Here is a 24,742-nt window from a genome sequence, read left to right as displayed (position 1 = left end):
AGGCGCGGGAGACGAGATAGAGCCTTAGCCGAAGTCTTCAACGCCTCCAGCCTCGGATGCTGCTTAACCGCTTTGCGCGCCCGATTGCAACTCGTATAAGCGCGCTTCGTTTTGAGACCTTTCGACGCTGCTTCCCGTCCCGAAGCGGCATCCCAGCCGGACCCGCCGCCGATCATGCCGAATCCGCTGATTCTGATCCCCGCCCGCATGCAGTCGACCCGCCTGCCCGGCAAGCCGCTCGCCGACATCCATGGCGAGCCGATGATCGTGCATGTCTGGCGCCGTGCGATGGAGACGGGGCTCGGACCCGTCGTGGTCGCCACCGACACGCCCGAGATCGTCGCGGCTGTGGAAAAAGCGGGCGGCCGCGCCGCCCTGACGCGCTCCGATCATCCCTCCGGCTCCGACCGCATCAAGGAGGCCGCCGACATCGTCGATCCGCAGGGCCGCCATGACGTCATCGTCAACGTCCAGGGCGACCTGCCGACCATCGACCCGCAGGTCATCATCGCCTCGGTGGCGCCGCTGGAGGATCCCGCGGTCGACATCGTCACGCTGGCCGCCGTGATCACGCGCGAGGAGGAGAAGACCGAATCCAGCGTGGTCAAGGCGATCGGCAGCGAGATCGGCCCCGGCCGGATGCGGGCGCTCTATTTCACCCGCGTCACCGCGCCGGGCGGGGAGGGGCCGCTCTATCACCATATCGGCCTCTACACCTATCGCCGCAGCGCGCTCGACCGCTTCGTTTCGCTGCCGCCTTCGCCGCTGGAGAAGCGCGAACGCCTGGAGCAGCTGCGCGCGGTCGAGGACGGCATGCGCATCGACATCATCGTCGTCGACGATGTGCCGCTCGGCGTTGACACGCCCCATGATCTCGATCGCGCCCGCGCGATCCTGAAGTCCCGCTAAAGCCGTTCCGGCGAAGCCGCATCGCGGCTTCGCGTTCGGAACGGCGAAGACAAGAAGCTGAGGAGCCTGAGAGACCCCATGTCCTTCGTCGTGTCCTATCAGGGTGAGCCCGGAGCCTTCTCCTCTCAGGCGGCTCTCCAGGTGTTTCCGGATTGCGAACTCCTGCCCTGTCCCACCTTCGAGGACGCGCTTTCAGCCGTCAGCGACGGCAAGGCCCGCTATGGCATGATCCCGATCGACAATTCGATCGCCGGCCGCGTCGCCGACATCCATCATCTGCTGCCGCGCTCGGGCCTGCACATCATCGGTGAGCATTTCCTGCCGATCCGCTTCCATCTGATGGGCGTCGAGGGCGCGACGCTGGCGACGGTCAAGGTGGTGCAGAGCCACATCCATGCGCTCGGCCAGTGCCGCAAGATCATCCGCAAGCTCGGCCTCAAGGCCGAGGTCGCGGCCGATACGGCGGGTTCCGCCCGGCAGGTGGCCGAGACCGGCGACGTAACGCGCGCCGCCATCGCCCCGCGCATCGCGGCGGAGGTCTATGGCCTCAACATCCTGATGGAGGACATCGAGGACGAGAAGCACAACACCACCCGCTTCGTCGTGCTCTCGAAATACCCGGAATATGCCCGCCAGGGCGCGGGTAAGACCGTGACGACGCTGATGTTCCGCGTCCGCAACATTCCCGCCGCGCTCTACAAGGCGATGGGCGGCTTCGCCACCAACGGCATCAACATGACCAAGCTCGAGAGCTACATGGTCGACGGCCTGTTCGCCGCCACGATGTTCTACGCCGATGTCGAGGGGCATCCGGACGACCCGGCGCTGCGGCGCGCGCTCGATGAACTCTCCTATTTCTCCAAGGAGATGAAGATCATGGGCGTCTATCCGGCGAGCGATTTCCGCTCGACCATCGAAGAGCCGGCGGAGTAGCGCTCGCGAGGCAGCGGATCGGTCGCTGTCGCCACGCGGCGATTGATCCGCGCCTCCGAAGCGATACCGTCGGGCGGCGGTGCATTTGGGGGCGAGCATGGCAGATGAGCGATCGGCAACCGCCGAGGCGCAGCGGATTGCGAAGCTGCGGGCTTTCTTCGCGCGCTACGTGGCGTATACGGGCGCCGTTCGCGAGCCGCGTATCGAAGCCGCCTTCGCATCTGTTCCCCGCGAGCCCTTTGCCGGGCCGCGGCCGTGGTTCATCCGCGTCGCCAGCCCGTGGAGGCGGGGTCCCGAGCGCTCCGGCTATATCGAGACGCCGGATGCCGATCCCGCCTTTCTTTATCAGGATGTCCTGATCGCGCTCGATTCCGCGCGGGGCATCAACATCGGCGAGCCCAGCCTGCATGCGCGCTGCCTCGACTGCGTTGGCGTGCAGCCGGGCGAAACCGTCCTGCAGATCGGGGCGGGGAGCGGCTATTACACCGCGATCCTCGCCACGCTCGCCGGCCCCGAAGGTCGGGTCTACGCCTACGAGATCGACCCCGCGCTTGCCGAGAGGGCGACGAGCAATCTCGGCCCTTGGCCGCAGGCGAAGGTGATGGCCCGATCCGGGACGACCGATCCCCTCCCGAAGGCCGACATCGTCTATGTGAACGCCGGGATCAGCCACCCCAGCGTCAACTGGCTCGAAGCCTTGCACCCGGGCGGCCGGTTGCTGTTCCCGCTACAGGCCGAGACGACGCACGGTGGAATGCTTCTCGTGGAGAAACCACAGGATGATGGATCGTCCTGGCCTGCTCGCTTCATCTCGCGGGCGAGTTTCATCGCATGCCAGACCGAGCAGAACGCCGAGCTCGGCCGCGATCTGGTGGCGGCCTTCCAGCGGGGCGATATCGAGAGCGTGCAGTCGATCCGCTTCGATGGAGAGCCCGACGACAGCTGCTGGCTCGACGCAGGGAGCTGGTGGCTCTCGACCGCTCCGCCCTGAGTGCAGCGGCGGAAAAACCAGGCGGAAACAACCGCCTCAGGCCGCCCTGACCAAACTCGCCGGCGCGCCCTTGCCGCGCACCTCTGCCTCCTCGAATTCCGCCTCGGCGATCGCCCGCCCCAGCGCCGCATGCAGCGCCTTCGCGGTCTCGAGCGTCAATTCGACGCCGGCCCGCGCGCCGACATCGAGCGAAGCGTTGATGAAGTCCAGCGTGATGACATCCGCCAGCGGCGCGTGGCGGGCATGGTCATAGGCGACGACGGCCTGGGTCAGCGAAAACCAGTCATCGCCGCGCTTGGCCATGCCCTCGACCGGGACGATCTCGACAATCGACGTGCACATGATGGGCCTCCGATAGGAGCATTTTCGAGCGAAGTGGATATCGGTTCGCGTGAAGAAAATGCGAAAAACAAAAAGGTAAGATATTCCCGCGTTTTCGGAGAAACGCGGGAATATCTTACGACAGATGCTTTCCGAAGAACGCGAAGATCTTGCCCCAGGCGTCCATCGCCTGCTCGGGCCGGTAGATCGGGCGATTCCAGTAGAAGAAGCCGTGGCCGGCGCCGTCATAGCGGTGGAACTCGTAAGCCTTGCCGTGCTTCTTCAGCTCCGCCTCGTGCTGGTTCACCTGCTCCGGGCTCGGCGCGCGGTCCTCATTGCCGAAGATGCCGATGAGCGGGCAGGACAAGCCCTCGGTCAGCGTGATCGGCGAGACCGGCGTCTTGGCGTTGAGATCCTCCGGCGCCATCACGACACGCCCGCCCCAGAGCTCGGCGCAGGCGTCGACGTCATGCTTCTGGCAGGCATAGAGGAAAGCGTGCCGGCCGCCCGAGCAGGAGCCGAAGAGACCGACCTTGCCGTTGTGCTCCTTGAGCGCCCGCACCCATTTCACTGCGCCCTCGGTGTCGCCGACGACCTGCGCGTCGGGAACGCCGCCCTCGGCGCGCACCCTGGCCGCGACATCGTCCGGATTGCCGGCGCCGGCCCGCTCATAGAGATTGGCACAGATCGCGATGTAGCCGTGATGCGCGAAGCGCCGCGTCGTCTCGATATAGATCTCGCTCCAACCCGGCAGATGATGGATCAGCACCACGGCCGGAAAGGGTCCCGGCCCCTCGGGCTTCGCGACATAGGCGGTGATCGGATCGCCCTTGTCTCCGCCGATGGTGATGTTCGTGCAGGTCATGCCCCGGTAGAATGACATCGGTGATCCTCCAGCAATTCCGATCGGCACAGGAAACGCGGTCTTCAAGCCATCTTCATGACGCCGCCATGCGTCTCACCAGGGGCGCGGCTCCATCGTCGAGACATGGGCGGAGACGACCTTCCAGCCCAGATCGGGAAAGCGCACCCAGCTCTGGCTCTGGCGCCCGATGACGTCGCGGCCCCGGACCTTGAACTCCAGGTTCACGGTGGCGAGGTCGCGGCCGAGCGTCAGGATTTCCAGCCTGATCCGCTTCTCCTTGATGCCCGGTCCCGGCGGGCGGGCGACGCGGTGCGCGTGGATCTCGGAAAAGCCATAGCCGTTCTCGCCGAGAGCGTAGCGGATGGTGTGCGGGCTGTTCCAGAAGGTCGCGTCGAGAACGTCCACGTTCTTATCGATCAGCGCCTGTTCATAGGCCTCGAAGAGCGCGCTGATTTCCGCGACCACGTCGGGCAGGTTCGGGGTCAGGTCGGTCACGCCGCATTCTCCATGGCTTTGGCGACGGCGATCAGGCTGGCATCGCTGTCGCGCGCGCCGATGATGGACAGGCCGACAGGCGCCCCGTCGACGGTGGCACCCGGCAGGCTGACCTGCGGATGGCCCGCCAGGCCGCCTTGTGCGCAGAGGCAGGTGATGCGGTCGCGCAGCGGTTGAAGCTCCGGCAGGGACAGGCCGCGCAACGGCGCGGGGAACGGCGTCGTCGGCAGGCACAGGATCGTTCCGGCCGGCAGGAGATAACGCAGCCGCGCCCGCGCCTCCTCGCGCATCAGAGCGGCCCAGTTGCGCTCGCTCGCCGGAATCTGCGAGCCGGCGATCAGTCCGGCGGCGACGCTGAAGGCCATGCGCGGATTGTGCTGCTCGATCCAGGGCTTGAAGGTCTGCCAGGCTTCGGCCGGTTGCAAGCTGCGCTGGGCCCGCGCCCAGACCGAGAGCCCCTGCGGCGCCATGATCTCTTCACGCGGCGGCGAACCGACGATCCGCGCCAGCCGCTCGACCACGGGCTGCAAGGCGGCGGCGACCTCCGGGTTGGCGAAGCCGAAAGCGTCCACGGCGATGAGGAGCTTCGTCGGCAAATGACCCGGCTCCTCGCCCAGCATCACCGTGCCGACGCGCGCGAAGGTCGCCGCGTCGCGTGCGAACCATCCGGCGGTGTCGGAGCTCGGCGCCTGCGGCATCAACCCCGTGAGGTCGAGCCGGCCATGCGTCGGCCGGATGCCATAGAGGCCGCAGAAGCTCGCCGGCACGCGCATCGAGCCGCCCGTATCGGTTCCGAGAGCGGTATCGCACAGGCCGGCGGCGACGGCGGCGGCCGAGCCGGAGGAGGAGCCGCCCGGCACGCGCTTGGGTGCGGCGCTGTTGAGCGGCGTCCCGTCGAAGGCGCTCTCGCCGAGGATGCCGAGCGACACCTCGTCCGTGATCGTCTTGCCGACCAGTTCGGCGCCGGCGTCGAGCAGTCTCTGCACGGCCCAGGCATGGCGTTCGGGCACGGGGTTTGCCCGGGCCCAGTCGTGATTGCCGCCGCCGGTCGGTATCCCCGCGACATCGAACAGATCCTTGGCCGCGAAGGTCAGGCCCGAGAGCGGCAGGCCCGGCTTGCCGGGAATCCGGGCTCGCGGGCCCGGTACGAAGGCGTTGACGGGGTCCGTCGACATCAAGGCTCCGAAAAGGCTGTTCGTTCGTCGCGACGCTAGGATGCGGAGACCCTAGACCCGCTCGCCCTCCAGGGCCCAGGCCCGGAGCAGCGTGTTGGCGATGGCGATATGCTGCGGGCAGGCGAGGCCGTCCGGATGGGTGCCGTTCAGCATCTGCAGCACCTCCTCGCGCGGGAACCAGCGGCCTTCCTCGAGCTCGGTCATGTCGAGGGTGATCTCGTCGCCCAACGCCTCGGCGATGCAGCCGAGCATGATCGAGGACGGGAAGGGCCAGGGCTGCGAGGCGAGGTAGCGGACCGGGCCGACCCTTAGTCCCGCTTCCTCCCAGCTCTCGCGGCGCACCGCGTCTTCCATCGTTTCGCCCGGCTCGACGAAGCCCGCGATGCAGGAATACATGCCCGGCGCGAAGCGCGCCTGGCGTGCCAGCAGGCATTTGTCGCCACGCGTCACCAGCATGATCACGACCGGGTCGGTGCGCGGGAAATGCATCGCCCCGCAGACGCTGCATTCGCGCCGCCAGCCGGACGCGGCCGCCTTGGTCGGCCCGCCGCACTGCGCGCAGAAGCGGTGGCGCGCATGCCAGTCGAGCACGGCCTTGGCCTCGCCGAGCGGCCCGACCTCGTCCTCGGGAACGAGCCGCTTCAACGCGACCGAGCGCAGATCCGTCACGACGAGCTCGGGGCGCTCCTTCAGGGTCTCGGCCAGGGCCCGGTCGAGCAGCCGCCCGAAGCGCGGCGAGCCGTCCTCGGCCATGCCGAGGAAGATCTCCTCCTGCGCCGGGCCGAGCATTTCGGTCTCGCCATGGCTGAACCAGACCGAGAGCGTCTCGCCCTCGATTCGGTTGAGGATCGGGGTCTCGCCCGCCACGGCGGCGATCAGCGTGTCCGAACGGTGGCGCAGCGCGGTCACCGCATCCGGCTTGTTCCGCAAATCCTCGCGCCGGTCGAGCCGGTTGACCGCGAAGCCGGTGAGAGAGGAGCGCTCGCGGCGGAGGGGCGTGTCGTTCATGGGTCCGTCCTAGACCCGCGACACCCTGCCGCGCAAGCGTCTCTCACGCCTCTCCGCGACCGCGCAAAAGATGGATGATCCCGGAGAAATCCGTGCCGCCTTCGCCCCAGGCATTGTGCAGGCCGAAGAGCTGCGCCGCCGCCGCGCCCAGCGGGGTCGAAGCGCCCACCGCCTGTGCCGCTTCCTGCGACAATTTCAGGTCTTTCAGCATCAGCGCCGAGGCGAAGCCGGGCTTGTAGTCGTTGTTGGCGGGCGAGGTCGGCACCGGCCCCGGCACCGGACAATAGGTCGTGAGCGACCAGCACTGGCCGGACGAGGTCGAGGCGACGTCGAACAGCGCCTGATGCGAAAGCCCGAGCTTCTCGGCCAGCACGAAAGCCTCGGAGACGCCGATCATCGAGATGCCGAGGATCATGTTGTTGCAGATCTTCGCGGCCTGCCCGTTTCCGGCGCCGCCGCAATGCACGATCTTGCGGCCCATCTTGGCGAGGATGGGCTCGCCCTTGTCGAACGCTTCCGCCGTGCCGCCGACCATGAAGGTCAGCGTCGCGCCCTTGGCGCCGCCCGTGCCGCCCGAGACGGGAGCGTCGAGCGAGAGGCAGCCGCGCTCGGCCGCCAGCGCATGCGCCTTGCGGGCGCTGTCGACGTCGATGGTCGAGGAATCGATCAGCAGCGTGCCGGGTTTAACCGCCGGCAGGATGTCCGCCCAGACCGAGAGCACATGCTTGCCGGCCGGCAGCATGGTGACGACGATCTCGGCATCCGCGACGGCCTCCTTGGCGGAGGCTGCGATACCGACGCCGAGCTCGGCGGCGGCATGGCGCGATGCCTCGACGAGATCGAAGGCCTTGACGCTATGGCCCGCCTTGACGAGGTTCCCGGCCATCGGGCCGCCCATATTGCCGAGGCCGATGAAGGCGATGCTGGTCATATCGCGTTTCCTTCCATTCCTGTTGACGGAATACTTATCGCGGAATAGTCTGTTGTCTCATGATCCGATCGTTCGCGCAGCGCGAAGCCGAGCTTCTGTTCAACGACAGGCCGGTCAAGCGTTTCGCGGCCATTGAACGCATCATCCGCCGGAAGCTTTTGATGCTCCACGCCGCTGCGAAGCTGGACGATTTGCGTGTTCCGCCGGGTAACAGGCTGGAAGCTCTTCGCGGAGATCGCGCGGGACAGCACTCGATCCGGGTGAACGATCAGTGGCGGGTCTGCTTTGTCTGGAGGGATGGGGAGGCGCATGATGTCGAGATCGTCGACTACCATTGACCCACGAGTCGGCGAGGCTTCCGATGAGAGCCCGTTGGCTGCGGTTCCTCCCGGGGAAATCCTGCTGGAGGAGTTCATGAAGCCGCTTGGCGTCAGCCAGAACCGGCTCGCGCGTGACATCGACGCGCCGGTGAGCCGCATCGCCGGCATCGTCAAGGGCGAGCGGGCGATCACGGCCGACACCGCGTTGCGTCTTGCGCAGTTTTTCGGAACATCGCCGGAGATGTGGATGGCTTTGCAGAGCGACTACGATCTGCGCCTCGCCCGGCAAGCTGCCGGCCGCGAGATCGAGAAGCGCGTGAGACCGCTCGCCGCATAGGCGTCAATTCCCCTTCGCGCGTCCCACCAGCCCGCGCGCGACGATCATCCGCATCACCTCGTTGGTGCCTTCGAGGATCTGGTGAACGCGCAGGTCGCGGACGATCTTCTCGATGCCGTAATCGGCCAGATAACCGTAGCCGCCATGGATCTGCAGCGCGTCATTGGCGACCTCGAAACCGGTGTCGGTGGCGATGCGCTTGGCCATGGCGCAGAGCTTCGTCGCATCCGGCGTCTTGGCATCGAGCGCCGCGGCGGCACGCCAGAGCAGGGTGCGCGCTGCCTCAAGCTCCGTCGCCATGTCGGCGAGCTTGAATTGCAGGGCCTGGAAATCGGCGATGGCCGAGCCGAAGGCCTTGCGCTCCTTGGCATAGGCGATGGCCTTGTCGAGCGCTCCTTGCGCGCCGCCGATCGAGCAGGCGCCGATATTGAGCCGCCCGCCATCGAGGCCGGCCATGGCGATCTTGAAGCCGATGCCTTCCGGGCCGAGCCGGTTCGCCACCGGCACGCGGCAATTCTCGAAGATCACCGCCCGCGTCGGCTGGGCGTTCCAGCCCATCTTCTTCTCGTTGGCGCCGAAGGAGAGGCCGGGCGTGTCCTTCTCGACCACGATGGTCGAGATGCCCCCGGGGCCGGCCTCGCCGGTGCGGGCCATCACGACATAGATGTCGGAAACCCCGGCGCCGGAGATGAACTGCTTCTGCCCGTCGAGCACGTAATGGTCGCCGTCGAGCGCCGCCTTGGTCTTCAGAGCGGCCGCGTCCGAGCCGGCGCCGGGCTCGGTCAGGCAATAGCTCGCCAGATGCTCCATCGTGCAGAGCTTCGGCAGGAGGCGCCGGCGCTGCTCGTCGGAGCCGTAGCGGTCGATCATCCAGGCGCACATGTTGTGGATCGAGATATAGGCTGCGACCGTCGGGCAGCCGGTCGAGAGCGCCTCGAAGATCAGCGCCGCATCGAGCCGGGTCAGGCCGGAGCCGCCGACATCGTCCTGGATATAGATGCCGCCCATGCCGAGCGCGGCGGCAGCGCGCATCTCCTCGACCGGGAAATGCTTCTCCTCGTCCCAGCGCATGGCGTGGGGGGCGAGTGTCTCGGCGGCGAATTCCTGCGCCATGTCGCGGATGGCGATCTGGTCTTCGGTGAGAGCGAAGGCGTTCATGGCTGGCCCTCCTGATCAGTGAGATAGTCCCGCGGCGCAGGCGCGCGCAATCGCGACGAAAGGCCGGGCCTGTTCGCGTCGGATCGGGATGGGGAAGGGCGGCCGGCAGATCGCGATGCGCCGGCAGCATTCATGGCAGGTCGAGCCGCGCCAGCGGAGGCCGGAAGCGACGTTGCGAGGGTCCGCAGCGTTCGCTCCATGGCCCCCTCGCCGGTGCCGCGTCAATTCATCGTCGGAATGACGAAGCTCGCACCGTCCTTGATGCCGCTCGGCCAGCGCGCCGTCACCGTCTTGGTCTTGGTGTAGAAGCGGATCGAGTCCGGGCCGTGCTGGTTGAGGTCGCCGAAGGCCGAGCGCTTCCAGCCGCCGAAGGTGTAATAGGCCAGCGGCACCGGGATCGGCACGTTGATGCCGATCATGCCGACCTGCACCTTCGAGGCGAAGTCGCGCGCGGCGTCGCCGTCGCGGGTGAAGATCGCAGTGCCGTTGCCGTATTCGTGGTCGTTGGTGAGCTTCAGCGCCTCGTCATAGCTGTCGGCGCGGACGACTGCGAGCACCGGCCCGAAGATCTCTTCCTTGTAGATGCGCATGTCCTTGGTGACGTTGTCGAACAGGCAGCCGCCGACATAGAAGCCGTTCTCGTAGCCCTGCATCTTGAAGCCGCGGCCATCGACCACCAGCTTGGCGCCTTCCTCGACGCCGATATCGACGTAGTTCTTGATCTTCTCCATCGCCGCCTTGGTGACGACCGGGCCGTAATCGGCGGTGACATCGGTAGAGGGGCCGACCTTGAGGCTCTCGACGCGCGGGATCAGGCGCCTGACCAGCTCGTCGGCCGTGGCCTTGCCGACGGGCACCGCGACCGAGATCGCCATGCAGCGCTCGCCGGCCGAGCCGTAGCCGGCGCCGATCAGCGCGTCGACGGCCTGGTCCATATCGGCGTCGGGCATGATGACCATATGGTTCTTGGCGCCGCCGAAGCACTGCACGCGCTTACCGTTCGCGCAGCCCCGGGCGTAGATGTACTCCGCGATCGGGGTCGAGCCGACGAAGCCGACGGCCTTGATCTCGGGATGGTCGAGGATGGCGTCGACCGCTTCCTTGTCGCCATTGACGACGTTGAGGATGCCGGGAGGGCCGCCGGCCTCGATGAAGAGTTCGGCGAGGCGCATCGGCACGCCGGGATCGCGCTCCGAGGGCTTCAGGATGAAGGCGTTGCCGCAGGCGATCGCGGGGCCGAGCTTCCAGAGCGGGATCATCGCCGGGAAGTTGAACGGGGTGATGCCGGCGACCACGCCGAGCGGCTGGCGCAGCGAATAGATGTCGATGCCGGGGCCGGCACCGTCGGTGAACTCGCCCTTCATCAGGTTGGGCGCGCCGAGCGAGAATTCCACGACCTCGACGCCGCGCTGGATGTCGCCCTTGGCGTCGGGAATGGTCTTGCCATGCTCGCGGGCGAGCAGCTCGGCCAGCTCCTCGTTGTTCTGGGCGATCAGGTCGAGGAACTTCATCAGCACGCGGGCGCGGCGCTGCGGATTGGTCGCGGCCCATTTCGGCTGCGCTTCGGCCGCGTTCCTGACGGCCGCGTCGAGTTCGGCCGCAGAGGCGAGCGCGACCTTGCCGATCACGCTGCCATCCATCGGCTGGAAGATGTCGGCGCTGCGTCCCGAGGTGCCGGCGACCTGCTTGCCGCCGATGAAATGTCCGACCTGACGCATGGCGTCCTCCCTACGAATTGGTGGTGTGGTGATCGTGACAACTCACTACCATTCTCGTTTGCGCACGGCTATAGCGGGCGTGGAACGCTTGTCGTGCAAAAACACAAATATGAGGAGGGAGGCTTGGAGCGCTTCGACTGGGACGATCTCCGCTTCTTTCTGGCGGTGGCCCGCTCCGGCCGGCTGACCGCCGCCGCGCGCCGGCTCGGCGCCGACCATGCCACCGTCTCGCGCCGCATCACCTCGCTGGAGGAGGCGCTGAAGGCGAAGCTCTTCGAGCGCCGTCCGCAGGGCTACACGCTGACGGCGCATGGCGAGCGGCTGCTCGCCAAGGCGGAGACGATGGAGACCGAGGCGCTCGCCATCCAGAGCGATATCGGCGGCGCCGACATGGCCTTGTCCGGCACGGTCAGGATCGGCGCGCCGGACGGCTTCGGCACCGCCTTCCTGGCGCCGCGCCTCGCGGCCTTCGCGAAATCCTATCCGGGGCTGGAGATCCAGCTCATCGCCATGCCCCGCCTGCTCTCGCTGTCGAAGCGCGAGGCCGATGTCGCGATCACGCTCGCCCCGCCGAAGGAGGGCAAGGTGGTGGCGCGCAAGCTCGCCGATTATCGCCTCGGCCTCTACGCCGCGCCGGGCTATCTCAAGGATATGCCTTCGGTGACGAAGCCGGACGATCTCTTCGAGCACCGTATCATCGGCTATATCGACGACCTGATCTTCTCGCCCGAGCTCGACTATCTCGACGAGGTCGCCAAAGGCCTGCGCGCCCATGTCCAGAGTTCGAGCGTCATCGCCCAGATGAACGCGGTCGTCGCCGGTGCCGGCGTCGGCGTCATCCATCATTTCATGGCGGAGAACGACCCGCGGCTCGTGCCGGTGCTGCCCGAGACGGTGCAGATCACCCGCTCCTTCTGGCTGCTCGTCCATGCCGACCTCAAGGACGTCGCCCGTGTCCGCGCCATCGTCGACTTCGTCGTGCGCGAAGCCAAGGTGTCGCGCGCGCTTCTGATGGGCGAGCCGAGACAGGAGCCGCGCGCGGCGGCGGAGTAGCCGGCTGCGCGCGAGCCTGCCCTAGCTTCTTTGAGCGGCGGCGCAGACCCGGTTCCGGCCGGCCTGCTTGGCCGTATAGAGCGCCTGGTCGGCCCGGCCGAGGCTGGCATCGAGACGCTCGGAGGCGCCGATCTCGGTGACGCCGATCGAGACGGTGAGCGCCAACGTCTCGCCTCCCAGCAGCAGCGCTTCGCGGGCGATCTCCTCGCGGATCGTTTCCGAGAGCCGCAGGGCTTCCGCGAGATCCGCGCCCCGGAACAGGATCGCGAATTCCTCGCCGCCGACGCGCGCCAGCAGATTGGTGCCGCCCTCGGCCAGACGGCTGAGGTTCCGCGCAACCGCATCGAGCACCCTGTCGCCGCCGTCATGGCCGTGGCGGTCATTCAGCTGCTTGAAATGGTCGATGTCGAGCAGCGCGATCGAGGCCGGCAACCCGGCCTGCCGGGCCGTCTCGACCAGGGCCGGCCCCTGCTCGAAGAAATGGCGCCGGTTGAACAGGTTGGTGAGATAGTCCCGTGCGGCCAGCTCCTGCAGCCGCTTGAGCTGCGTCAGCGTCTCGACATTCGAGGCGATGCGGCATTGCAGCTCTTCGAGGACGAAGGGGCGCGCGACGAAGTCATGCGCCCCGGCCTTGAGGAAGCCGGCGGAGGTCTTCCGGTCGGTCGAGGAGGAGATCCCGATGAGGCGGACATTGGGATGGCTCCGCCGGATTTTGCGAGCCAGCTCGAAGCCGTCCATGTCCGGCATGTAATAGTCGCTGACGACGAGCTCCAGGTCAGGATGGGCGTCGAGCAGGGCGAGCGCTTCCGCGCCCGAGCCGGCCTCGACCACGACATATTGCTGGATCGACAGCATGCGGGCGAGCACCTTGCGGGTGGTGCGGGTGTCGTCCACGACGAGGATGCGCGTGTTGCGGTTGTCGAGCGCGCGCTTCACCGTGCCGACGAGGTTCGGAAGGGCGAACTCGTTGTCCTTCAGAACGTAGTCGATGACCTCCCGCTCCATGATCCGTCCGCGCGTGGCGAGATCGAAGGTCGCGGTGAAGACGACGGTCGGGATGCCGTGGGCGACGGTCCAGTCGAGCGCTTCGCCGCGCGGCGCGTCCGGCAGGTTGAGGTCGACCACCGCGATCGCATAGGCGCCGGGTGCCGCGACGATCAGCTCGCTGAGGTCCTTGAGCGAGGCGCAGGTCGTGACGGGCAGCCCGGTCTCCGCCTCGAGGAACTGACGCAAGGCGATCGCGAATGTCCGCGAATCTTCGATGACGAGGATGCCGCGCTCGTCTTTCCCGGGTTTATCATCGGCAAGAGCCGCCGTAGATGGAGCATTCATGCTCCATCTACGGCGCTGTCAGGCTTAATTTTCCGTGACGTTCCGCCCGCGGTCTCAGGTCGGTCGTGACGTTGATGTCGCGCTTCAGATTCTCCAGGGCAGCACGTTGCGCGGCAGATGCCGGCCGAGGAGGTCGAGGAGCAGCATGGCGGCGAGGATCACGGCGGAGGCGCTGATCGCGATCGCGGCGGCCTCGCCCGCCAGCCCCGCTTCCTTCAGGCTGAACAGCACGACGCCGAGCGTCTCGGTGCCTGACGACCAGAGCAGCGCCGAGACGGTCAGCTCGTTGAAGGCGACGAGGAAGACCATCAGGGCGGAGACGGCAGCGGCCGGCGCGAGGATCGGCGCGACGATGAAGCGCAGCATCTGCCAGAGCCCGGCGCCGTCGAGCTTGGCCGCCTCTTCATGATGCGCCTCGATCTGCGCCATCGCCGCCAGCGGCGCCTTCAGCGCCAGGGGCAGGAAGCGCGCGAGATAGGCGAAGAGGATGATGAAGGGTGTGCCGTAGATGCTGACGCCGATCAGCGGCAGCGGCCTCAGGAAGATCAGGATGCAGGCGATGGCGAGCACCACGCCCGGCAGCGCATAGGGCAATTCGACGATGAGCTCCACCGGCCGCCGGAGCCTGCCGATGCGCCGCTCGAGCCCGTAGGCGAAGGCGATCGAGGTGAGCGACAGCAGGACCGCGGCGACCGCCGCGAACCAGAAGGAATTCCAGAAGGCGCGGATGGTTACGGCCTGCCGGAACAGCACCTCGGCGAATTTGTCGAAGGTCAGCGTCTGCCAGGAGAGCGGCACGCCGAGCGCCGGCGTCAATGCCTCGCTCGCCAGCGCGAAGAGGGGCAGGCCGAGCTTGACGAGCAGCAGCAGCCACAGGCCTGCCGCGACGAAGGGGCGTGCCGGCCCGAGCAGCCAGAATGGCTCCAGCGGCCGTTCGATCTCGACCTTGCCGCCCTGGCGGCGCGCGACCGCCATGCCGGCGAGGATGCCGAGCGCCGCCACAGCGCCGACGAGCAGGGCGAGCGCAGCCGTCTCCGGCAGGCTCTCCGGGCCGAAGCTCGACAGCCGGCGATAGATCAGTGTCGGCAAAGTGAGATAGTTCACCGGCAGGCCGAGCAAAGCGGGGATGCCGAAATTGCCGACGCCGGCGACGAAGGCGATCAGCCCGGCCGCGATGAATTGCGGCCGCAGCACCGGCACGATGATCCGCGCGGTGATGGTCGCCGGCCCCGCGCCTTCCATCTGCGCCGCTTCGACCAGCGAATGCGGAATGCTGCGCAAGCCGGTCCAGAGGGTGATCGCGACCAGCGGCGCATGATGCAGCGCCATGACCAGGATGATGCCGCCGCGTCCGAGCAGCGGGTTCGCCGTGCCCGGCGCCGGCGCCAATCCGAGCAGCATCAGCACCTGCGAATTCGGTGCGAGCAGGCTGAGGAAGGCGAGCGCCGCCACCTGCGGCGCGATCATCATCGAGAAGACGAAGGCGAAGGCCAGCGGGCGCTTGCCGCGGACATCGCTGACGCCGAGCGCCAGTGCGACGACGGTGCCGATCGCGAGCGCGCCCAGCGCCGAGAAGAAGGAGGTGTCGAGCGTATGCAGCGTGGCCGTGATGGCCGAGCGGCCCGTCATCGCGGCAAAGGCGGTTTCCGGAGCGAACTGCCAGCCCGGCGCGAAGGCCGCCAGCACGAGCCGCAGGAAGGGCAGGCCGCCGAGCAGCAGTGCAATCAGGATAATGAGCGCCGGCAACCCTAGCTCGGCAGGCAGGCGCAAAGGCGGAAGCGGGAGCGCCGGAACGGGCTCCCGCTTGCGTGATGGGCGCAGGACCAGCGTCATCGCGCCGTATGTCCGCGAGGCGAAACCACGCTCACTCGAAGATGGCGCCGAAGCGCTTGCGGGCGGCGTCCGACTCGGCCAGCGCCTTGCCGGCGTCGAAGGGCATCAGCTTGATGGCGTCACGGGCCGGGTAGCCGGCCGGCAGCGCGACATCGGGACGCGCCGGGACATAACCCTGCTTCAGCGCGACTTGCTGCCCCTCCTTCGACAGGGCGAAGTCGATGAAGGCACGGGCGGCCGCCTCGTTCTTGGTGCCCTTGAGAATGGCGACCGGTTCGCTGACCGAGGAGACGCCCTCGCTCGGGAAGACGAACTCGACCGGCGCGCCCTTGGCCTTCTCGCGGATCGGCATGAAGTCGACGATCATGCCGTAGAGCTTCTCGCCCGTGGCGACCTGGCGCAGGATGTCGCCATTGGCGCCGGCAGCCAGCGTGCCGTTCTCCTTCAGCGCCTCGTAGTATTTCCAGCCATCCTTGAGATTGCCGGTCAGCGTGATCGTGTGGATCAGCGCGGCGCCCGAATTCAGCGGGCTCGGCATGGCGATCTGGTTCTTCGCCTCCGGCCTGGTGAGGTCGAGCCAGCTCGTCGGCTTCATCGTGGCCTTGGTGTTGTAGACGATGCCGGTGGTGATCAGCTTGGTCGCGAACCAGAACTTGGCCGGGTCGTGGATCCCCGCCGGATAGGCCGAGACGTCGGCCTTGTCATAAGCCTCCAGCCGGCCTTCCTTCTTCAGCCCTTCCATGGTCACGGAATCGGCGATCAGCAGCACGTCGGCCTGCGGGCTGCCTGCCTCGAACTCGGCCCTGAGCTTCGCCAGGACGCGCGGCGTGCCGTCGCGGACGAAGGAGATGTCGACCTTCGGGTACTTCGCCTTGAAGGCATCGACGGTCTGCTGAGCGTCGGTGTTCGGCTGGCTCGTATAGAGCACCAGCTTGCCTTCCACGCCCTGCGCCTGCGCGCCCAGCGCCGAGACGATCAGGCCGGCGGCAATGGTGAACGCGCTCAATGCCTTGCGCTGCATGTAACTCTCCATCTCTGGCCGCAACCGCGGGATGGCGCTGCCGGTAGACCCTGCGCGTGACAGTTCCGTGAAGACCGTGTCGTAAATGGCCGGTGGTTGCGTGTCACCCGCGCGCATGGTCGGATTGCCATGGCGGGCTCGCAATGGCAGGGCAGAGGCGCCACATTGCGGGTGACCGCCCAAGGATCAGGACACCGGGAACAGATCATGGCTTCCAAGCTCGACCAGCTCCGCGAGATGACCACCGTCGTCGCCGACACCGGCGATATCGAAGCGGTGCGCCGGCTCAAGCCCGTCGACTGCACCACCAATCCGACGCTGCTGTTCAAGGCGGCGGAGACGCCGGCCTATGCCCATCTCGTCGAAGAGGCGATCGCCTGGGGCAAGAAGCAGGGCGGTGGCGAGAAGGCGGTCCAGGCCGTCTGCGACCGTCTCGCCGTCAGCTTCGGCACGGAACTCACGAAGATCGTGCCCGGCCGCGTCTCGACCGAGGTCGATGCCGATCTCTCATTCGACGGCAAGGCCACGATCGACAAGGCGCGCGCCATCATCGCCGCCTACAAGGAGCGCGGCGTCGCGCGCGAGCGCATCCTGATCAAGATCGCCTCGACCTGGGAGGGCCTGCAGGCCGCCAAGGTGCTGCAGGGCGAGGGCATCGATTGCAACCTGACGCTGCTCTTCGCCTTGCCGCAGGCTGTCGCGGCCGCCGATGCCGGGGCCTTCCTGATCTCGCCCTTTGTCGGGCGCATCCTCGACTGGCACGTCAAGGCTGGCGGCGGCCCCTACACGGCCGAGACCGACCCCGGCGTCGTCTCGGTGAAGAGCATCTATGCCTATTACAAAACCTTCGGCATCAAGACGGTCGTGATGGGCGCCTCCTTCCGCAACACCGGCGAGATCGAGGCGCTGGCCGGCTGCGACCGGCTGACCATCGGGCCTAGCCTGCTCGACGAGCTCGCCGCCGCGACCGGCGATCTGCCGCGCCGGTTGTCGCCTGCCGCCTCGCCGCAGACTTCCTCGGAGATGGCGAAGCGCATCGTCCTCGACGAGAAGGCCTTCCGTTTCGCCATGAACGAGGATGCGATGGCGACGGAGAAGCTGGCGGAGGGCATCCGCGGCTTCGTCAAGGACCTGCGCAGCCTGCGCAAGCTCGTGGCCGAAAAGCTCGGCTGAGACATGCGCAGCCCGGTGGCTCCGCGCGCTCGATGAGTGCTGCGGCGCCTGGCCGGGCCGGTGCTCGGCCTCTCCGGCGGGCGCGATCTTTGGAGGATGGAGCCGGCTGCGATTGACGCGCCGGCCCGTCGGGTTTCTCATGGCTTTCGTCTGACAGGCGGTTCCGGTCTTCGGCGCCTGCCGCAAACGGAGCCGGTCGCCATGAGCAATCCCTCTGAAATCAGCACGCCGTCCGAAACCTCCCCGCATCGCCCGCCATCGCTCGGCACGCATCTCATTCCGCTCAGGCGCAACTGGCGCTGGCTGATGGCGGCCGGCATCGCCCTGATCGTCCTCGGCGTGCTCGGGCTCGGCGCGGTCGCCCTGCTCAGCGTCGCCAGCGCGATCTGGTTCGGGGCGATGATCTTCGTCGGCGGCATCATCGTGCTGATCGACGCCTTTCGCCATCAGGGCTGGAAGAGCCGCCTGCTGCATGTCCTGATCGGCGTGCTCTACGTCGCCGTCGGCGTGATGACTTTCGCCAACCCGCTGCTCGCGACGGCATCGCTGACCCTGCTGGCCGGCGCGGCTCTGGTCGCCACGGGCGTGCTGCGCCTCATCGTCGCTTTCCAGAACCGGGAATTGCCCTATTGGACCTGGGTTGCGCTCTCGGGGCTGCTGTCCTTGATCCTCGGCGGCATGATCCTGATGCAATGGCCGGCCTCGAGCCTCTGGGTGCTCGGCACCTTCCTCGCCATCGAGCTGATCTTCCAGGGCTGGGCTGCGATCGCGCTTGCCCGCGCCATCCGCTCCACCTTCGACGGGGTCATCACCAAACGCGCTTGAGCGGTGCCGGTCGCGAATTGCGGCGCCGCTTCACCTTTGCGTGTTGCGGCGCGCTTCGCCACGTTTTTTCCATGGAAAAGACGATACTTCGCGATTCTCGCAAGCCGCCTCCGGTGCGTCATGATCAAGCCAGCTGTCCTCGCCTTCGGCGCCCTCCTGTTCGGCCTGCCGGCCGAGGCCCAGTCGAGCTGGAATTTCGACCGCGCGGCGACGCAGATCAGCTTCATCGGCCACCGCTTCGGCACGGTCGTCACCAATGGCCGCTTCGAGCGCTATGACGGCACCTTCTCGATCGATTTCGACCATCCCGAGAAAAGCCGCATCCGGGTCACGCTGGAAACGGGTTCGATCAAGGCGGGCTCGCCGCTGGTCGACGGCTTCATTGCCGGGGCGAGCATGCTGGACAGTGCGGCCTATCCCACCGCGACCTTCGTCTCGGACAGCGTGACGCGGACGGGCGAGCACGACCTCGAAATTCGGGGCCGGCTCACCATCAAGGGCATGACGCATCCCTTCACCGTGCGCGCCATGATAAACGGCGATATCGGCAAGGCCCGGCGCGGCGAAGCCTTGCCCTTCCGGGCCAGCGGCAGCTTCCTGCGGCCGACCTACGATATCGGCCGGGACGTCAACATCGTCGACGACCAGATCGACATCGAGATCCAGGGCCGGCTGGCGCGATGAATGCGAAGCCCGAAGCATTTTCGAGCGAAGTGGATACCGGTTTGCGTGGAGACAACGCGGCGAAGGGAACGCCGGGCGAGCCGCTGCGCTGGCATCCGGCCAGCGTCGCCTTGCACTGGCTGACCTTCCTGCTGATCCTGTTTCAGTTCTGGGTTTCCGGCCCCATGCTGGACGAGAAGCGCGACCTTCTCTCGCGCTTCGAGCTCTACCAGCTTCATAAATCGGTCGGGCTGACGGTCGCGGCCTTCGTCCTGCTGCGGCTCCTCCTGCGCGTCGCCCTGCGCCAGCCCGGCCCGGAGAACGACAATCCCTGGCTGCGCGGCGCCGCATCGCTCGTCCATGCCGCGCTCTATCTCTGCATCATCGCCTTGCCGGTCACCGGCCTGCTGATGGCGGCGGCGGCGCCGATCCAGATACCCACGCTCTATTTCGGGCTGTTTCCGGTGCCGCATCCGATCGGCCCCGACCCGGCCGTCTACCGGCGGATGCTGTGGCTGCACGACCAGTTCGGCAATATCCTCATCGGGCTCGGCGTCGTGCATGTGGCGGCGGTTGCCGTCCATATGCTGCTCTGGCGCGACGGCCTGCTTGGCCGGATGTGGTTCGGCCGGCGCTGGTCGTAACGGCACCTGAAACCCGTTGCCGATCAGGTTGCCTCTCCCTGATCGGCATGCCCGACAGCTTCCAGAGCTGTATGATGTCTAGGGTTCGACGATCTTGAGTTCCTCGACGGTTTCCGCCGTCATGGTTCTGACTCTGGTCGCTCCGGGGCTGAACATGGTGCGCGCTCCGGCGGCGGCGGCTTGCAGCTTCCGTTTCCAGCTCTTCGCATCGCCGCTGCCGAGGCCGGCGAAATCGGACCGGCGCATCGCGTCCGCGTTCCTGCCCTGGTAGACAAGCACGCCGCGATCGGTCACCACGATATCGCCGCGCCGCATCGTGGGATCCTTGAGATACCAGTATGGGTCGCTCGAGGGATCGAGCTGCACCACCGGTGGTTTCGGTGTCGACCGAGCCTCGACCGGTGCAGCCTTGGCGCGAACGCTCTTCTGCCGCCGCGGCTTCACTGTGACGCTGAGCGGGTTGTACGGCTCCACGGCCTGGGGCCGTGGAGGGGCTCCCAAAAAGGCTCGCGCGAGATCGTCGAAAAACCCGGCGGCATGGGCCGGCAAGGCGGTGATACTCAGAATCGTAGCCAGGCCGGCAAGCGAGATCGCGCGAAACGCCATGAGCGGTAGCCTTTCCCCCGAGAGGAAGTTAGCCCATCTACGCGAAAATTCAATGACATGGCTGATGCGCGGCACACGCGCGCTTAAGCGGAGGTTACCTGATCCTGTCGCCTTGAATCTCTCCCGGTCGCGGTTGCGTACTCCGCGCCGGTTCAACTTGCCCGGGCATCGCCGCCAGGAGCGGCCCGCATCGCGTGGCGGGCCGCTGTTTCATCTCAGGCCTTGCCCTGCGCTGCCAGCGCTTCCGCCCGGATGGTCGAGAGCGACTTCGCCGGGGTGATCGCCTCGGGGTCGAGCAGGCAGTGGATGATCGCGGGCTTGCCCGAGGCGACGGCGCGCTCGAAGGCGGCGGCGAAGTCCTCGGTTTTCTCGACGCGCTCGCCATGGCCGCCGAAGGCCTTGGCATAGGCGGCGAAATCCGGGTTCTTCAGCGTCGTCGCGGAGACGCGGCCGGGATATTCCCGTTCCTGATGCATGCGGATTGTGCCGTACATGCCGTTATCGACCACCACGACGATGACGGGCAGGTCGTATTGCACGGCGGTGGCGAAATCCTGCCCGTTCATCAGGAAGCAGCCATCGCCGGCGAAGGCGACGACGGTTCGCTCCGGGAAGATCCGCTTGGCGCCGATCGCGGCCGGGACGCCATAGCCCATCGAGCCCGAGGTCGGGGCGAGCTGCGTCGCGAACTTGTTGAAGCGATGGAAGCGGTGCACCCAGGTCGCATAGTTACCGGCGCCGTTGCACAGGATCGCGTCGTCGGGCAGGCGGCTCCTCAACCAGCGCACCATCTCGCCGGGATGGAAGGCGCCCGCGACGGGCGCGGGCTGCTCGCTCCAGGCGAGATAGGCCTCATGGGCTTCGGCAGCCGCGCCGGCCCAGGGGATCGTTTGCGGCGGATGCACGGTCTCCAGCGCCGCGCAGAAGGCGGTCGGCGTGGCGTTGATCGCCTGCGTCGGCCGGTAGACGCGGCCGAGCTCCTCCGGGTCCGGATGGACATGGACGAGCGGGCGTCCGGGATTGGGAATGCCGAACAGCGTATAGGACTGGCTCGGCATCTCCGAGAGGCGGCCGCCGACCAGCAGGACGAGGTCGCTCTCCTTGATGCGGGCGAGCAGCTTAGGGTTCGGGCCGATGCCGAGATCGCCGGCGAAGTTCGGATGATCGGCCGGGAACAGCATCTGCCGGCGGAAGGAGACCGCGACGGGCAGGTCGAAGCGTTCGGCGAAGCGCTGGAAGCGCTCGATCGCCTGCGGATTCCAGCGCGAGCCGCCGAGAATCGCGATCGGCTTCTTCGCCGCCCAGAGCCGCTTCTGCAATTCGATGGTCTGGGTCAGGGAGGGGTGCGTTTCCGTGACCTGATACGGCTCGGCGTCGGCGACATCGGCGATGTCGGTCAGCATGTTCTCGGGCAAGGCGATCACCACCGGGCCGGGGCGGCCCGAGGTCGCGATATGGAAGGCGCGGCTGATGATCTCGGGGATGCGCGCGGCATCGTCGATCTCGGTCGCCCATTTCGTCATGGTGCCGAAGACGGCGCGGTAGTCGAGCTCCTGAAAGGCCTCGCGCTCACGCATGCTCTGGTCGATCTGGCCGACGAAGAGGATGAGCGGCGTCGAATCCTGATCGGCGATATGGACGCCGGGCGAGGCGTTGGTGGCGCCGGGACCGCGCGTGACGAAGCAGATGCCGGGCTTGCCGGTCAGCTTGCCGGCGGCCTCGGCCATCATGCAGGCGCCGCCCTCGGCCCGGCAGATGGTGACCTTCATCGAGGCGTCGTGCAGCGCGTCGAGCACGGCGAGATAGCTCTCGCCCGGCACGCAGAAGGCGTCTGTGGCGCCGTGGAGGATGAGCTGGTCGACGAGGATCTGCCCGCCAGTACGATTAGCCATGCTGCGGCCCTCCCCAGGCCGGATCGTTCAGAATCTCGTCGGCATGCTCGCCGAGCCGTGGGCTCGTGCGCTCAGCCACTTGCCGCACGCCATCCATGACGATGGGCGAGGCGACGGTTGGAATATGGCCTGCCTTCGCGGCTGCGCTCGGCAGATCGACCTTGACGCCGCGCGCGATCACTTGTGGATCGGCGAAGACTTCGCCGATGTCGTTGATCGGTCCGGCCGGGACGCCGACCTTCTCCAGCGCCGCCAGCAGGTCGAGCTTGGCATAACGCTGGCAAAGCCGGTGCAAACGCTCGGTCAGAGCGACGCGGTTCTTCACCCGCGAGCGGTTGTCGATGTAGTCGGGCTCCTCGGCCAGCGTCGGTTCGCCCAGAACCTCGCAGAGCTTGCGCCATTGCCCGTCATTGCCGGTGGCGATGATGATGTGGCCGTCCGCGACCGGAAACACGTCATAGGGGACGATGTTGGGATGGGCGTTGCCGAGCCGCGCCGGGGGCTGGCCGCCGACCAGATAGTTCATCGCCTGGTTGCCGAGCACGGCGATCTGCGTGTCGAGCAGCGCCATGTCGAGCGTCGCGCCCTCGCCGGTGAGGTCGCGACGGCGCAGCGCCGCGAGGATGCCGTTGGAGGCATAGAGGCCGGTGAAGATGTCGGCGACGGCATAGCCCGCCTTCATCGGCGCGCCCGCGGGCTCGCCGGTGACCGACATCGGCCCGCCCATGCCCTGGACGAGGAAGTCGTAGCCGGCGCGCGGCGCATAGGGGCCGTCCTGCCCGAAGCCGGTGACGGAGCAATAGACGAGGCGCGGGAATTCCTTGCGGAGCGAAGCGGCGTCGAGCCCGTATTTTTCGAGGCCGCCGACCTTGAAATTCTCGACCACCACATCGGCATGGGCGGCGAGCCGCTTGACCAGCGCCTGCCCTTCCGCCGTGCGGAAATCGGCCGTGATCGAGCGCTTGCCGCGATTGGCCGAGTGGAAATAGGCGGCCGAGAGGTTCTCGCCCTCGGCACCCTCGACGAAGGGCGGGCCCCATTTGCGGGTGTCGTCGCCCTCGGGTGCCTCGACCTTGACGACATCGGCGCCGAGATCGGCCAACAACTGGCCGATCCAGGGACCTGCGAGGATGCGCGCCAGTTCGAGGACGCGCAGGCCGGCGAGGGGAGGGGATTGAGACATCATCGTATGTCCGCGCCGTCATCCCGGCCGGAGCGAAGCGCAGACCCGGGATCCATGCCTGACCGCCGATCGGCGATGTTCCGGAATGGATCCCGGGTCGACCTGCGGTCGCCCGGGATGACGCGGAGGGGGGCGGAAGGGCTCAGAAGAACGCCTGCAGGCCGGTGATCGCCCGGCCAAGGATCAGCGCGTGGACGTCATGCGTGCCCTCATAGGTGTTCACCGTCTCGAGGTTCGCGGCGTGGCGCATCACCTGATACTCGATCTGGATGCCGTTGCCGCCATGCATGTCGCGGGCCTGGCGGGCAATGTCGAGCGCCTTGCCGCAATTGTTGCGCTTCACCAGCGAGATCATCTCCGGGGCCATCTTGCCCTCGTCGAGCAGGCGCCCGACGCGCAAGCTACCCTGCAGGCCGAGCGTGATCTCGGTCAGCATGTCCGCGAGCTTCTTCTGGTAGAGCTGCGTCTGGGCGAGGGGCTTGTTGAACTGCTTGCGGTCGAGCCCGTACTGGCGGGCGCGGTGGAAGCAATCCTCGGCGGCGCCCATCACGCCCCAGGAGATGCCGTAGCGGGCGCGGTTGAGGCAGCCGAACGGGCCCGACAGGCCCGAGACGTTCGGCAGCAGGTTCTCTTCCGGCACGATGACGCCGTCCATGACGACCTCGCCGGTGATCGAGGCGCGGAGCGAAAGCTTGCCGCCGATCTTCGGCGCGGACAGGCCCTTCATGCCCTTCTCGAGGATGAAGCCGCGGATCTGGTTGTCATGCGCTGATGATTTCGCCCAGACGACGAAGACGTCGGCGATCGGCGAGTTCGATATCCACATCTTCGATCCCGTCAGCCTGTAGCCGTCGGCGACCTTCTCGGCGCGGGTCTTCATGCCGCCGGGATCGGAGCCGGCATCCGGCTCGGTCAGGCCGAAGCAGCCGACCCATTCGCCCGAGCCCAGCTTCGGCAGGTACTTCTTGCGCTGCTCTTCGCTGCCATAGGCATAGATCGGGTACATCACCAGCGAGGACTGCACCGACATCATCGAGCGATAGCCGGAGTCGATGCGCTCGACCTCGCGGGCGACGAGCCCGTAGGAGACGTAGTTGGCGCCGGCGCAGCCATACTCCTCGGGGACGGTGACGCCGAGCAGGCCGAGCTCGCCCATTTCGTTGAAGATCGAACGGTCGGTCTTCTCGTCGAGATAGGCTTCGTTCACGCGCGGCTGGAGCTTCTCCTGCGCATAGGCGCGGGCCGTGTCGCGGATCAGCCGCTCGTCCTCGTTCAGCTGCTCGTCGAGCAGATAGGCATCGTCCCAGGTGAACTTCGCGAGCTTGTGGCTGCCGGCCATGGTGTTCGTCTCCCGTC

General features: G+C 67.1%; 25 protein-coding genes. 10 read left to right on the top strand and 15 right to left on the bottom strand.

Translation table 11 applies throughout. The annotated features are described in order from the left end of the window. Positions 1–174: 174 nt before the first annotated feature. The 3 genes from GGC47_RS04440 to GGC47_RS04430 all read left to right on the top strand — a co-directional run bounded on the left by GGC47_RS04440 (position 175) and on the right by GGC47_RS04430 (position 2,833). Positions 175–909, top strand: coding sequence for a 3-deoxy-manno-octulosonate cytidylyltransferase (locus GGC47_RS04440; protein ID WP_038360587.1), 735 nt, complete (start codon positions 175–177; stop codon positions 907–909). Positions 910–987: 78 nt separating this feature from the next. Beyond that, on the top strand, positions 988–1,842 hold the full coding sequence (locus tag GGC47_RS04435; RefSeq protein WP_038360590.1) for a prephenate dehydratase: 855 nt from the start codon (positions 988–990) through the stop codon (positions 1,840–1,842). Between the two features lie 97 nt (positions 1,843–1,939). Then, complete coding sequence (locus tag GGC47_RS04430; protein WP_142019916.1) at positions 1,940–2,833, top strand: protein-L-isoaspartate O-methyltransferase family protein; 894 nt, start codon at positions 1,940–1,942, stop codon at positions 2,831–2,833. Between the two features lie 36 nt (positions 2,834–2,869). Here the strand turns inward: GGC47_RS04430 and GGC47_RS04425 are convergent, their stop codons facing one another. The 6 genes from GGC47_RS04425 to mmsB form a co-directional block, all read right to left on the bottom strand. Next, a complete protein-coding gene (locus tag GGC47_RS04425; protein WP_142019918.1) occupies positions 2,870–3,175 on the bottom strand; it encodes a DUF6295 family protein in 306 nt (101 codons plus the stop codon). A gap of 115 nt (positions 3,176–3,290) precedes the next feature. Further along, entirely contained in the window at positions 3,291–4,037 is a 747-nt protein-coding gene (locus GGC47_RS04420; protein WP_210245548.1) for a dienelactone hydrolase family protein, read from the bottom strand. A 75-nt stretch (positions 4,038–4,112) separates the two neighbouring features. After that, a complete protein-coding gene (gene hpxZ, locus GGC47_RS04415) occupies positions 4,113–4,514 on the bottom strand; it encodes an oxalurate catabolism protein HpxZ (protein ID WP_429067019.1) in 402 nt (133 codons plus the stop codon). Continuing rightward, on the bottom strand, positions 4,511–5,689 hold the full coding sequence (locus GGC47_RS04410) for an amidase (RefSeq protein ID WP_113254215.1): 1,179 nt from the start codon (positions 5,687–5,689) through the stop codon (positions 4,511–4,513). Before GGC47_RS04410 ends, hpxZ begins: the two co-directional genes overlap by 4 nt. A 51-nt stretch (positions 5,690–5,740) precedes the next feature. Next, positions 5,741–6,697, bottom strand: a complete 957-nt coding sequence (gene nudC / locus GGC47_RS04405; RefSeq protein ID WP_038360602.1) for an NAD(+) diphosphatase — start codon at positions 6,695–6,697, stop codon at positions 5,741–5,743. Positions 6,698–6,740: 43 nt separating this feature from the next. Continuing rightward, positions 6,741–7,628, bottom strand: coding sequence for a 3-hydroxyisobutyrate dehydrogenase (mmsB, locus tag GGC47_RS04400; RefSeq protein WP_038360605.1), 888 nt, complete (start codon positions 7,626–7,628; stop codon positions 6,741–6,743). Between the two features lie 59 nt (positions 7,629–7,687). On the opposite strand from mmsB, the gene GGC47_RS04395 reads away from it, so the two are divergent. Together GGC47_RS04395 and GGC47_RS04390 are read left to right on the top strand one after the other, a co-directional pair. Continuing rightward, positions 7,688–7,966 (top strand): type II toxin-antitoxin system RelE/ParE family toxin, encoded by a 279-nt coding sequence (locus GGC47_RS04395; protein WP_113254214.1) that lies wholly within the window; start codon positions 7,688–7,690, stop codon positions 7,964–7,966. Further along, complete coding sequence (locus GGC47_RS04390) at positions 7,941–8,285, top strand: HigA family addiction module antitoxin (RefSeq protein ID WP_210245562.1); 345 nt, start codon at positions 7,941–7,943, stop codon at positions 8,283–8,285. Before GGC47_RS04395 ends, GGC47_RS04390 begins: the two co-directional genes overlap by 26 nt. Before the next feature lie 3 nt (positions 8,286–8,288). Here the strand turns inward: GGC47_RS04390 and GGC47_RS04385 are convergent, their stop codons facing one another. Together GGC47_RS04385 and GGC47_RS04380 are read right to left on the bottom strand one after the other, a co-directional pair. Further along, positions 8,289–9,443 carry an isobutyryl-CoA dehydrogenase gene (locus GGC47_RS04385; RefSeq protein WP_142019922.1) on the bottom strand — a complete coding sequence of 385 codons (1,155 nt, stop codon included), beginning with the start codon at positions 9,441–9,443 and terminating at the stop codon, positions 8,289–8,291. 221 nt (positions 9,444–9,664) lie between these two features. Next, on the bottom strand, positions 9,665–11,161 hold the full coding sequence (locus GGC47_RS04380; protein WP_142019924.1) for a CoA-acylating methylmalonate-semialdehyde dehydrogenase: 1,497 nt from the start codon (positions 11,159–11,161) through the stop codon (positions 9,665–9,667). Between the two features lie 123 nt (positions 11,162–11,284). On the opposite strand from GGC47_RS04380, the gene GGC47_RS04375 reads away from it, so the two are divergent. Beyond that, a complete protein-coding gene (locus tag GGC47_RS04375; RefSeq protein ID WP_142019926.1) occupies positions 11,285–12,214 on the top strand; it encodes a LysR family transcriptional regulator in 930 nt (309 codons plus the stop codon). Positions 12,215–12,235: 21 nt separating this feature from the next. Here the strand turns inward: GGC47_RS04375 and GGC47_RS04370 are convergent, their stop codons facing one another. The 3 genes from GGC47_RS04370 to GGC47_RS04360 all read right to left on the bottom strand — a co-directional run bounded on the left by GGC47_RS04370 (position 12,236) and on the right by GGC47_RS04360 (position 16,400). Continuing rightward, positions 12,236–13,546: a GGDEF domain-containing response regulator gene (locus GGC47_RS04370; protein WP_051987655.1), complete on the bottom strand. Its 1,311-nt coding sequence runs from the start codon at positions 13,544–13,546 to the stop codon at positions 12,236–12,238. A gap of 84 nt (positions 13,547–13,630) precedes the next feature. Beyond that, positions 13,631–15,292, bottom strand: coding sequence for an ABC transporter permease (locus GGC47_RS04365; RefSeq protein ID WP_429067012.1), 1,662 nt, complete (start codon positions 15,290–15,292; stop codon positions 13,631–13,633). A gap of 118 nt (positions 15,293–15,410) precedes the next feature. After that, a complete protein-coding gene (locus tag GGC47_RS04360; RefSeq protein ID WP_142019930.1) occupies positions 15,411–16,400 on the bottom strand; it encodes an ABC transporter substrate-binding protein in 990 nt (329 codons plus the stop codon). A gap of 207 nt (positions 16,401–16,607) precedes the next feature. Here GGC47_RS04360 and tal point away from each other — a divergent pair, with 207 nt between their 5' ends. The 4 genes from tal to GGC47_RS04340 all read left to right on the top strand — a co-directional run bounded on the left by tal (position 16,608) and on the right by GGC47_RS04340 (position 19,705). Beyond that, positions 16,608–17,573 (top strand): transaldolase, encoded by a 966-nt coding sequence (gene tal, locus GGC47_RS04355; protein WP_142019932.1) that lies wholly within the window; start codon positions 16,608–16,610, stop codon positions 17,571–17,573. A gap of 201 nt (positions 17,574–17,774) precedes the next feature. Then, entirely contained in the window at positions 17,775–18,398 is a 624-nt protein-coding gene (locus tag GGC47_RS04350; RefSeq protein WP_142019934.1) for an HdeD family acid-resistance protein, read from the top strand. 120 nt (positions 18,399–18,518) lie between these two features. Beyond that, a complete protein-coding gene (locus tag GGC47_RS04345; RefSeq protein WP_142019936.1) occupies positions 18,519–19,082 on the top strand; it encodes a YceI family protein in 564 nt (187 codons plus the stop codon). A gap of 41 nt (positions 19,083–19,123) precedes the next feature. After that, entirely contained in the window at positions 19,124–19,705 is a 582-nt protein-coding gene (locus GGC47_RS04340; protein WP_185747768.1) for a cytochrome b, read from the top strand. Positions 19,706–19,783: 78 nt separating this feature from the next. On the opposite strand, the gene GGC47_RS04335 is transcribed toward GGC47_RS04340, so the two are convergent. The 4 genes from GGC47_RS04335 to GGC47_RS04320 all read right to left on the bottom strand — a co-directional run bounded on the left by GGC47_RS04335 (position 19,784) and on the right by GGC47_RS04320 (position 24,725). Continuing rightward, the gene (locus GGC47_RS04335) at positions 19,784–20,311 is read right to left on the bottom strand and encodes a hypothetical protein (RefSeq protein ID WP_142019940.1); all 528 of its coding nucleotides are present in this window, start codon (positions 20,309–20,311) and stop codon (positions 19,784–19,786) included. 215 nt (positions 20,312–20,526) lie between these two features. Beyond that, complete coding sequence (locus GGC47_RS04330) at positions 20,527–22,203, bottom strand: thiamine pyrophosphate-binding protein (RefSeq protein ID WP_113254202.1); 1,677 nt, start codon at positions 22,201–22,203, stop codon at positions 20,527–20,529. Next, complete coding sequence (locus GGC47_RS04325) at positions 22,196–23,389, bottom strand: CaiB/BaiF CoA transferase family protein (RefSeq protein ID WP_370954726.1); 1,194 nt, start codon at positions 23,387–23,389, stop codon at positions 22,196–22,198. The genes GGC47_RS04330 and GGC47_RS04325 overlap by 8 nt, the downstream gene beginning before the upstream one ends. 139 nt (positions 23,390–23,528) lie before the next feature. After that, positions 23,529–24,725: an acyl-CoA dehydrogenase gene (locus GGC47_RS04320; protein ID WP_112763029.1), complete on the bottom strand. Its 1,197-nt coding sequence runs from the start codon at positions 24,723–24,725 to the stop codon at positions 23,529–23,531. Positions 24,726–24,742 lie beyond the last annotated feature (17 nt).

Source organism: Allobosea sp. OAE752, from assembly GCF_050433265.1.
GTDB lineage: Bacteria > Pseudomonadota > Alphaproteobacteria > Rhizobiales > Beijerinckiaceae > Allobosea > Allobosea spartocytisi.
Note: the sequence above shows the minus strand (reverse complement) of the source record. Positions and strands in the feature narration are given on the sequence as shown.

Bases quoted from the DNA above. Each gene is read 5' to 3' on its own strand.
- GGC47_RS04440 (WP_038360587.1), top strand. From the start codon at position 175: ATGCCGAATCCGCTGATTCTGATCCCCGCCCGCATGCAGTCGACCCGC.
- GGC47_RS04435 (WP_038360590.1), top strand. From the start codon at position 988: ATGTCCTTCGTCGTGTCCTATCAGGGTGAGCCCGGAGCCTTCTCCTCT.
- GGC47_RS04430 (WP_142019916.1), top strand. From the start codon at position 1,940: ATGGCAGATGAGCGATCGGCAACCGCCGAGGCGCAGCGGATTGCGAAG.
- GGC47_RS04425 (WP_142019918.1), bottom strand. From the start codon at position 3,175: ATGTGCACGTCGATTGTCGAGATCGTCCCGGTCGAGGGCATGGCCAAG.
- GGC47_RS04420 (WP_210245548.1), bottom strand. From the start codon at position 4,037: ATGTCATTCTACCGGGGCATGACCTGCACGAACATCACCATCGGCGGA.
- GGC47_RS04410 (WP_113254215.1), bottom strand. From the start codon at position 5,689: ATGTCGACGGACCCCGTCAACGCCTTCGTACCGGGCCCGCGAGCCCGG.
- nudC (WP_038360602.1), bottom strand. From the start codon at position 6,697: ATGAACGACACGCCCCTCCGCCGCGAGCGCTCCTCTCTCACCGGCTTC.
- mmsB (WP_038360605.1), bottom strand. From the start codon at position 7,628: ATGACCAGCATCGCCTTCATCGGCCTCGGCAATATGGGCGGCCCGATG.
- GGC47_RS04395 (WP_113254214.1), top strand. From the start codon at position 7,688: ATGATCCGATCGTTCGCGCAGCGCGAAGCCGAGCTTCTGTTCAACGAC.
- GGC47_RS04390 (WP_210245562.1), top strand. From the start codon at position 7,941: ATGTCGAGATCGTCGACTACCATTGACCCACGAGTCGGCGAGGCTTCC.
- GGC47_RS04385 (WP_142019922.1), bottom strand. From the start codon at position 9,443: ATGAACGCCTTCGCTCTCACCGAAGACCAGATCGCCATCCGCGACATG.
- GGC47_RS04380 (WP_142019924.1), bottom strand. From the start codon at position 11,161: ATGCGTCAGGTCGGACATTTCATCGGCGGCAAGCAGGTCGCCGGCACC.
- GGC47_RS04370 (WP_051987655.1), bottom strand. From the start codon at position 13,546: ATGAATGCTCCATCTACGGCGGCTCTTGCCGATGATAAACCCGGGAAA.
- GGC47_RS04360 (WP_142019930.1), bottom strand. From the start codon at position 16,400: ATGCAGCGCAAGGCATTGAGCGCGTTCACCATTGCCGCCGGCCTGATC.
- tal (WP_142019932.1), top strand. From the start codon at position 16,608: ATGGCTTCCAAGCTCGACCAGCTCCGCGAGATGACCACCGTCGTCGCC.
- GGC47_RS04350 (WP_142019934.1), top strand. From the start codon at position 17,775: ATGAGCAATCCCTCTGAAATCAGCACGCCGTCCGAAACCTCCCCGCAT.
- GGC47_RS04345 (WP_142019936.1), top strand. From the start codon at position 18,519: ATGATCAAGCCAGCTGTCCTCGCCTTCGGCGCCCTCCTGTTCGGCCTG.
- GGC47_RS04335 (WP_142019940.1), bottom strand. From the start codon at position 20,311: ATGGCGTTTCGCGCGATCTCGCTTGCCGGCCTGGCTACGATTCTGAGT.
- GGC47_RS04330 (WP_113254202.1), bottom strand. From the start codon at position 22,203: ATGGCTAATCGTACTGGCGGGCAGATCCTCGTCGACCAGCTCATCCTC.
- GGC47_RS04325 (WP_370954726.1), bottom strand. From the start codon at position 23,389: ATGATGTCTCAATCCCCTCCCCTCGCCGGCCTGCGCGTCCTCGAACTG.
- GGC47_RS04320 (WP_112763029.1), bottom strand. From the start codon at position 24,725: ATGGCCGGCAGCCACAAGCTCGCGAAGTTCACCTGGGACGATGCCTAT.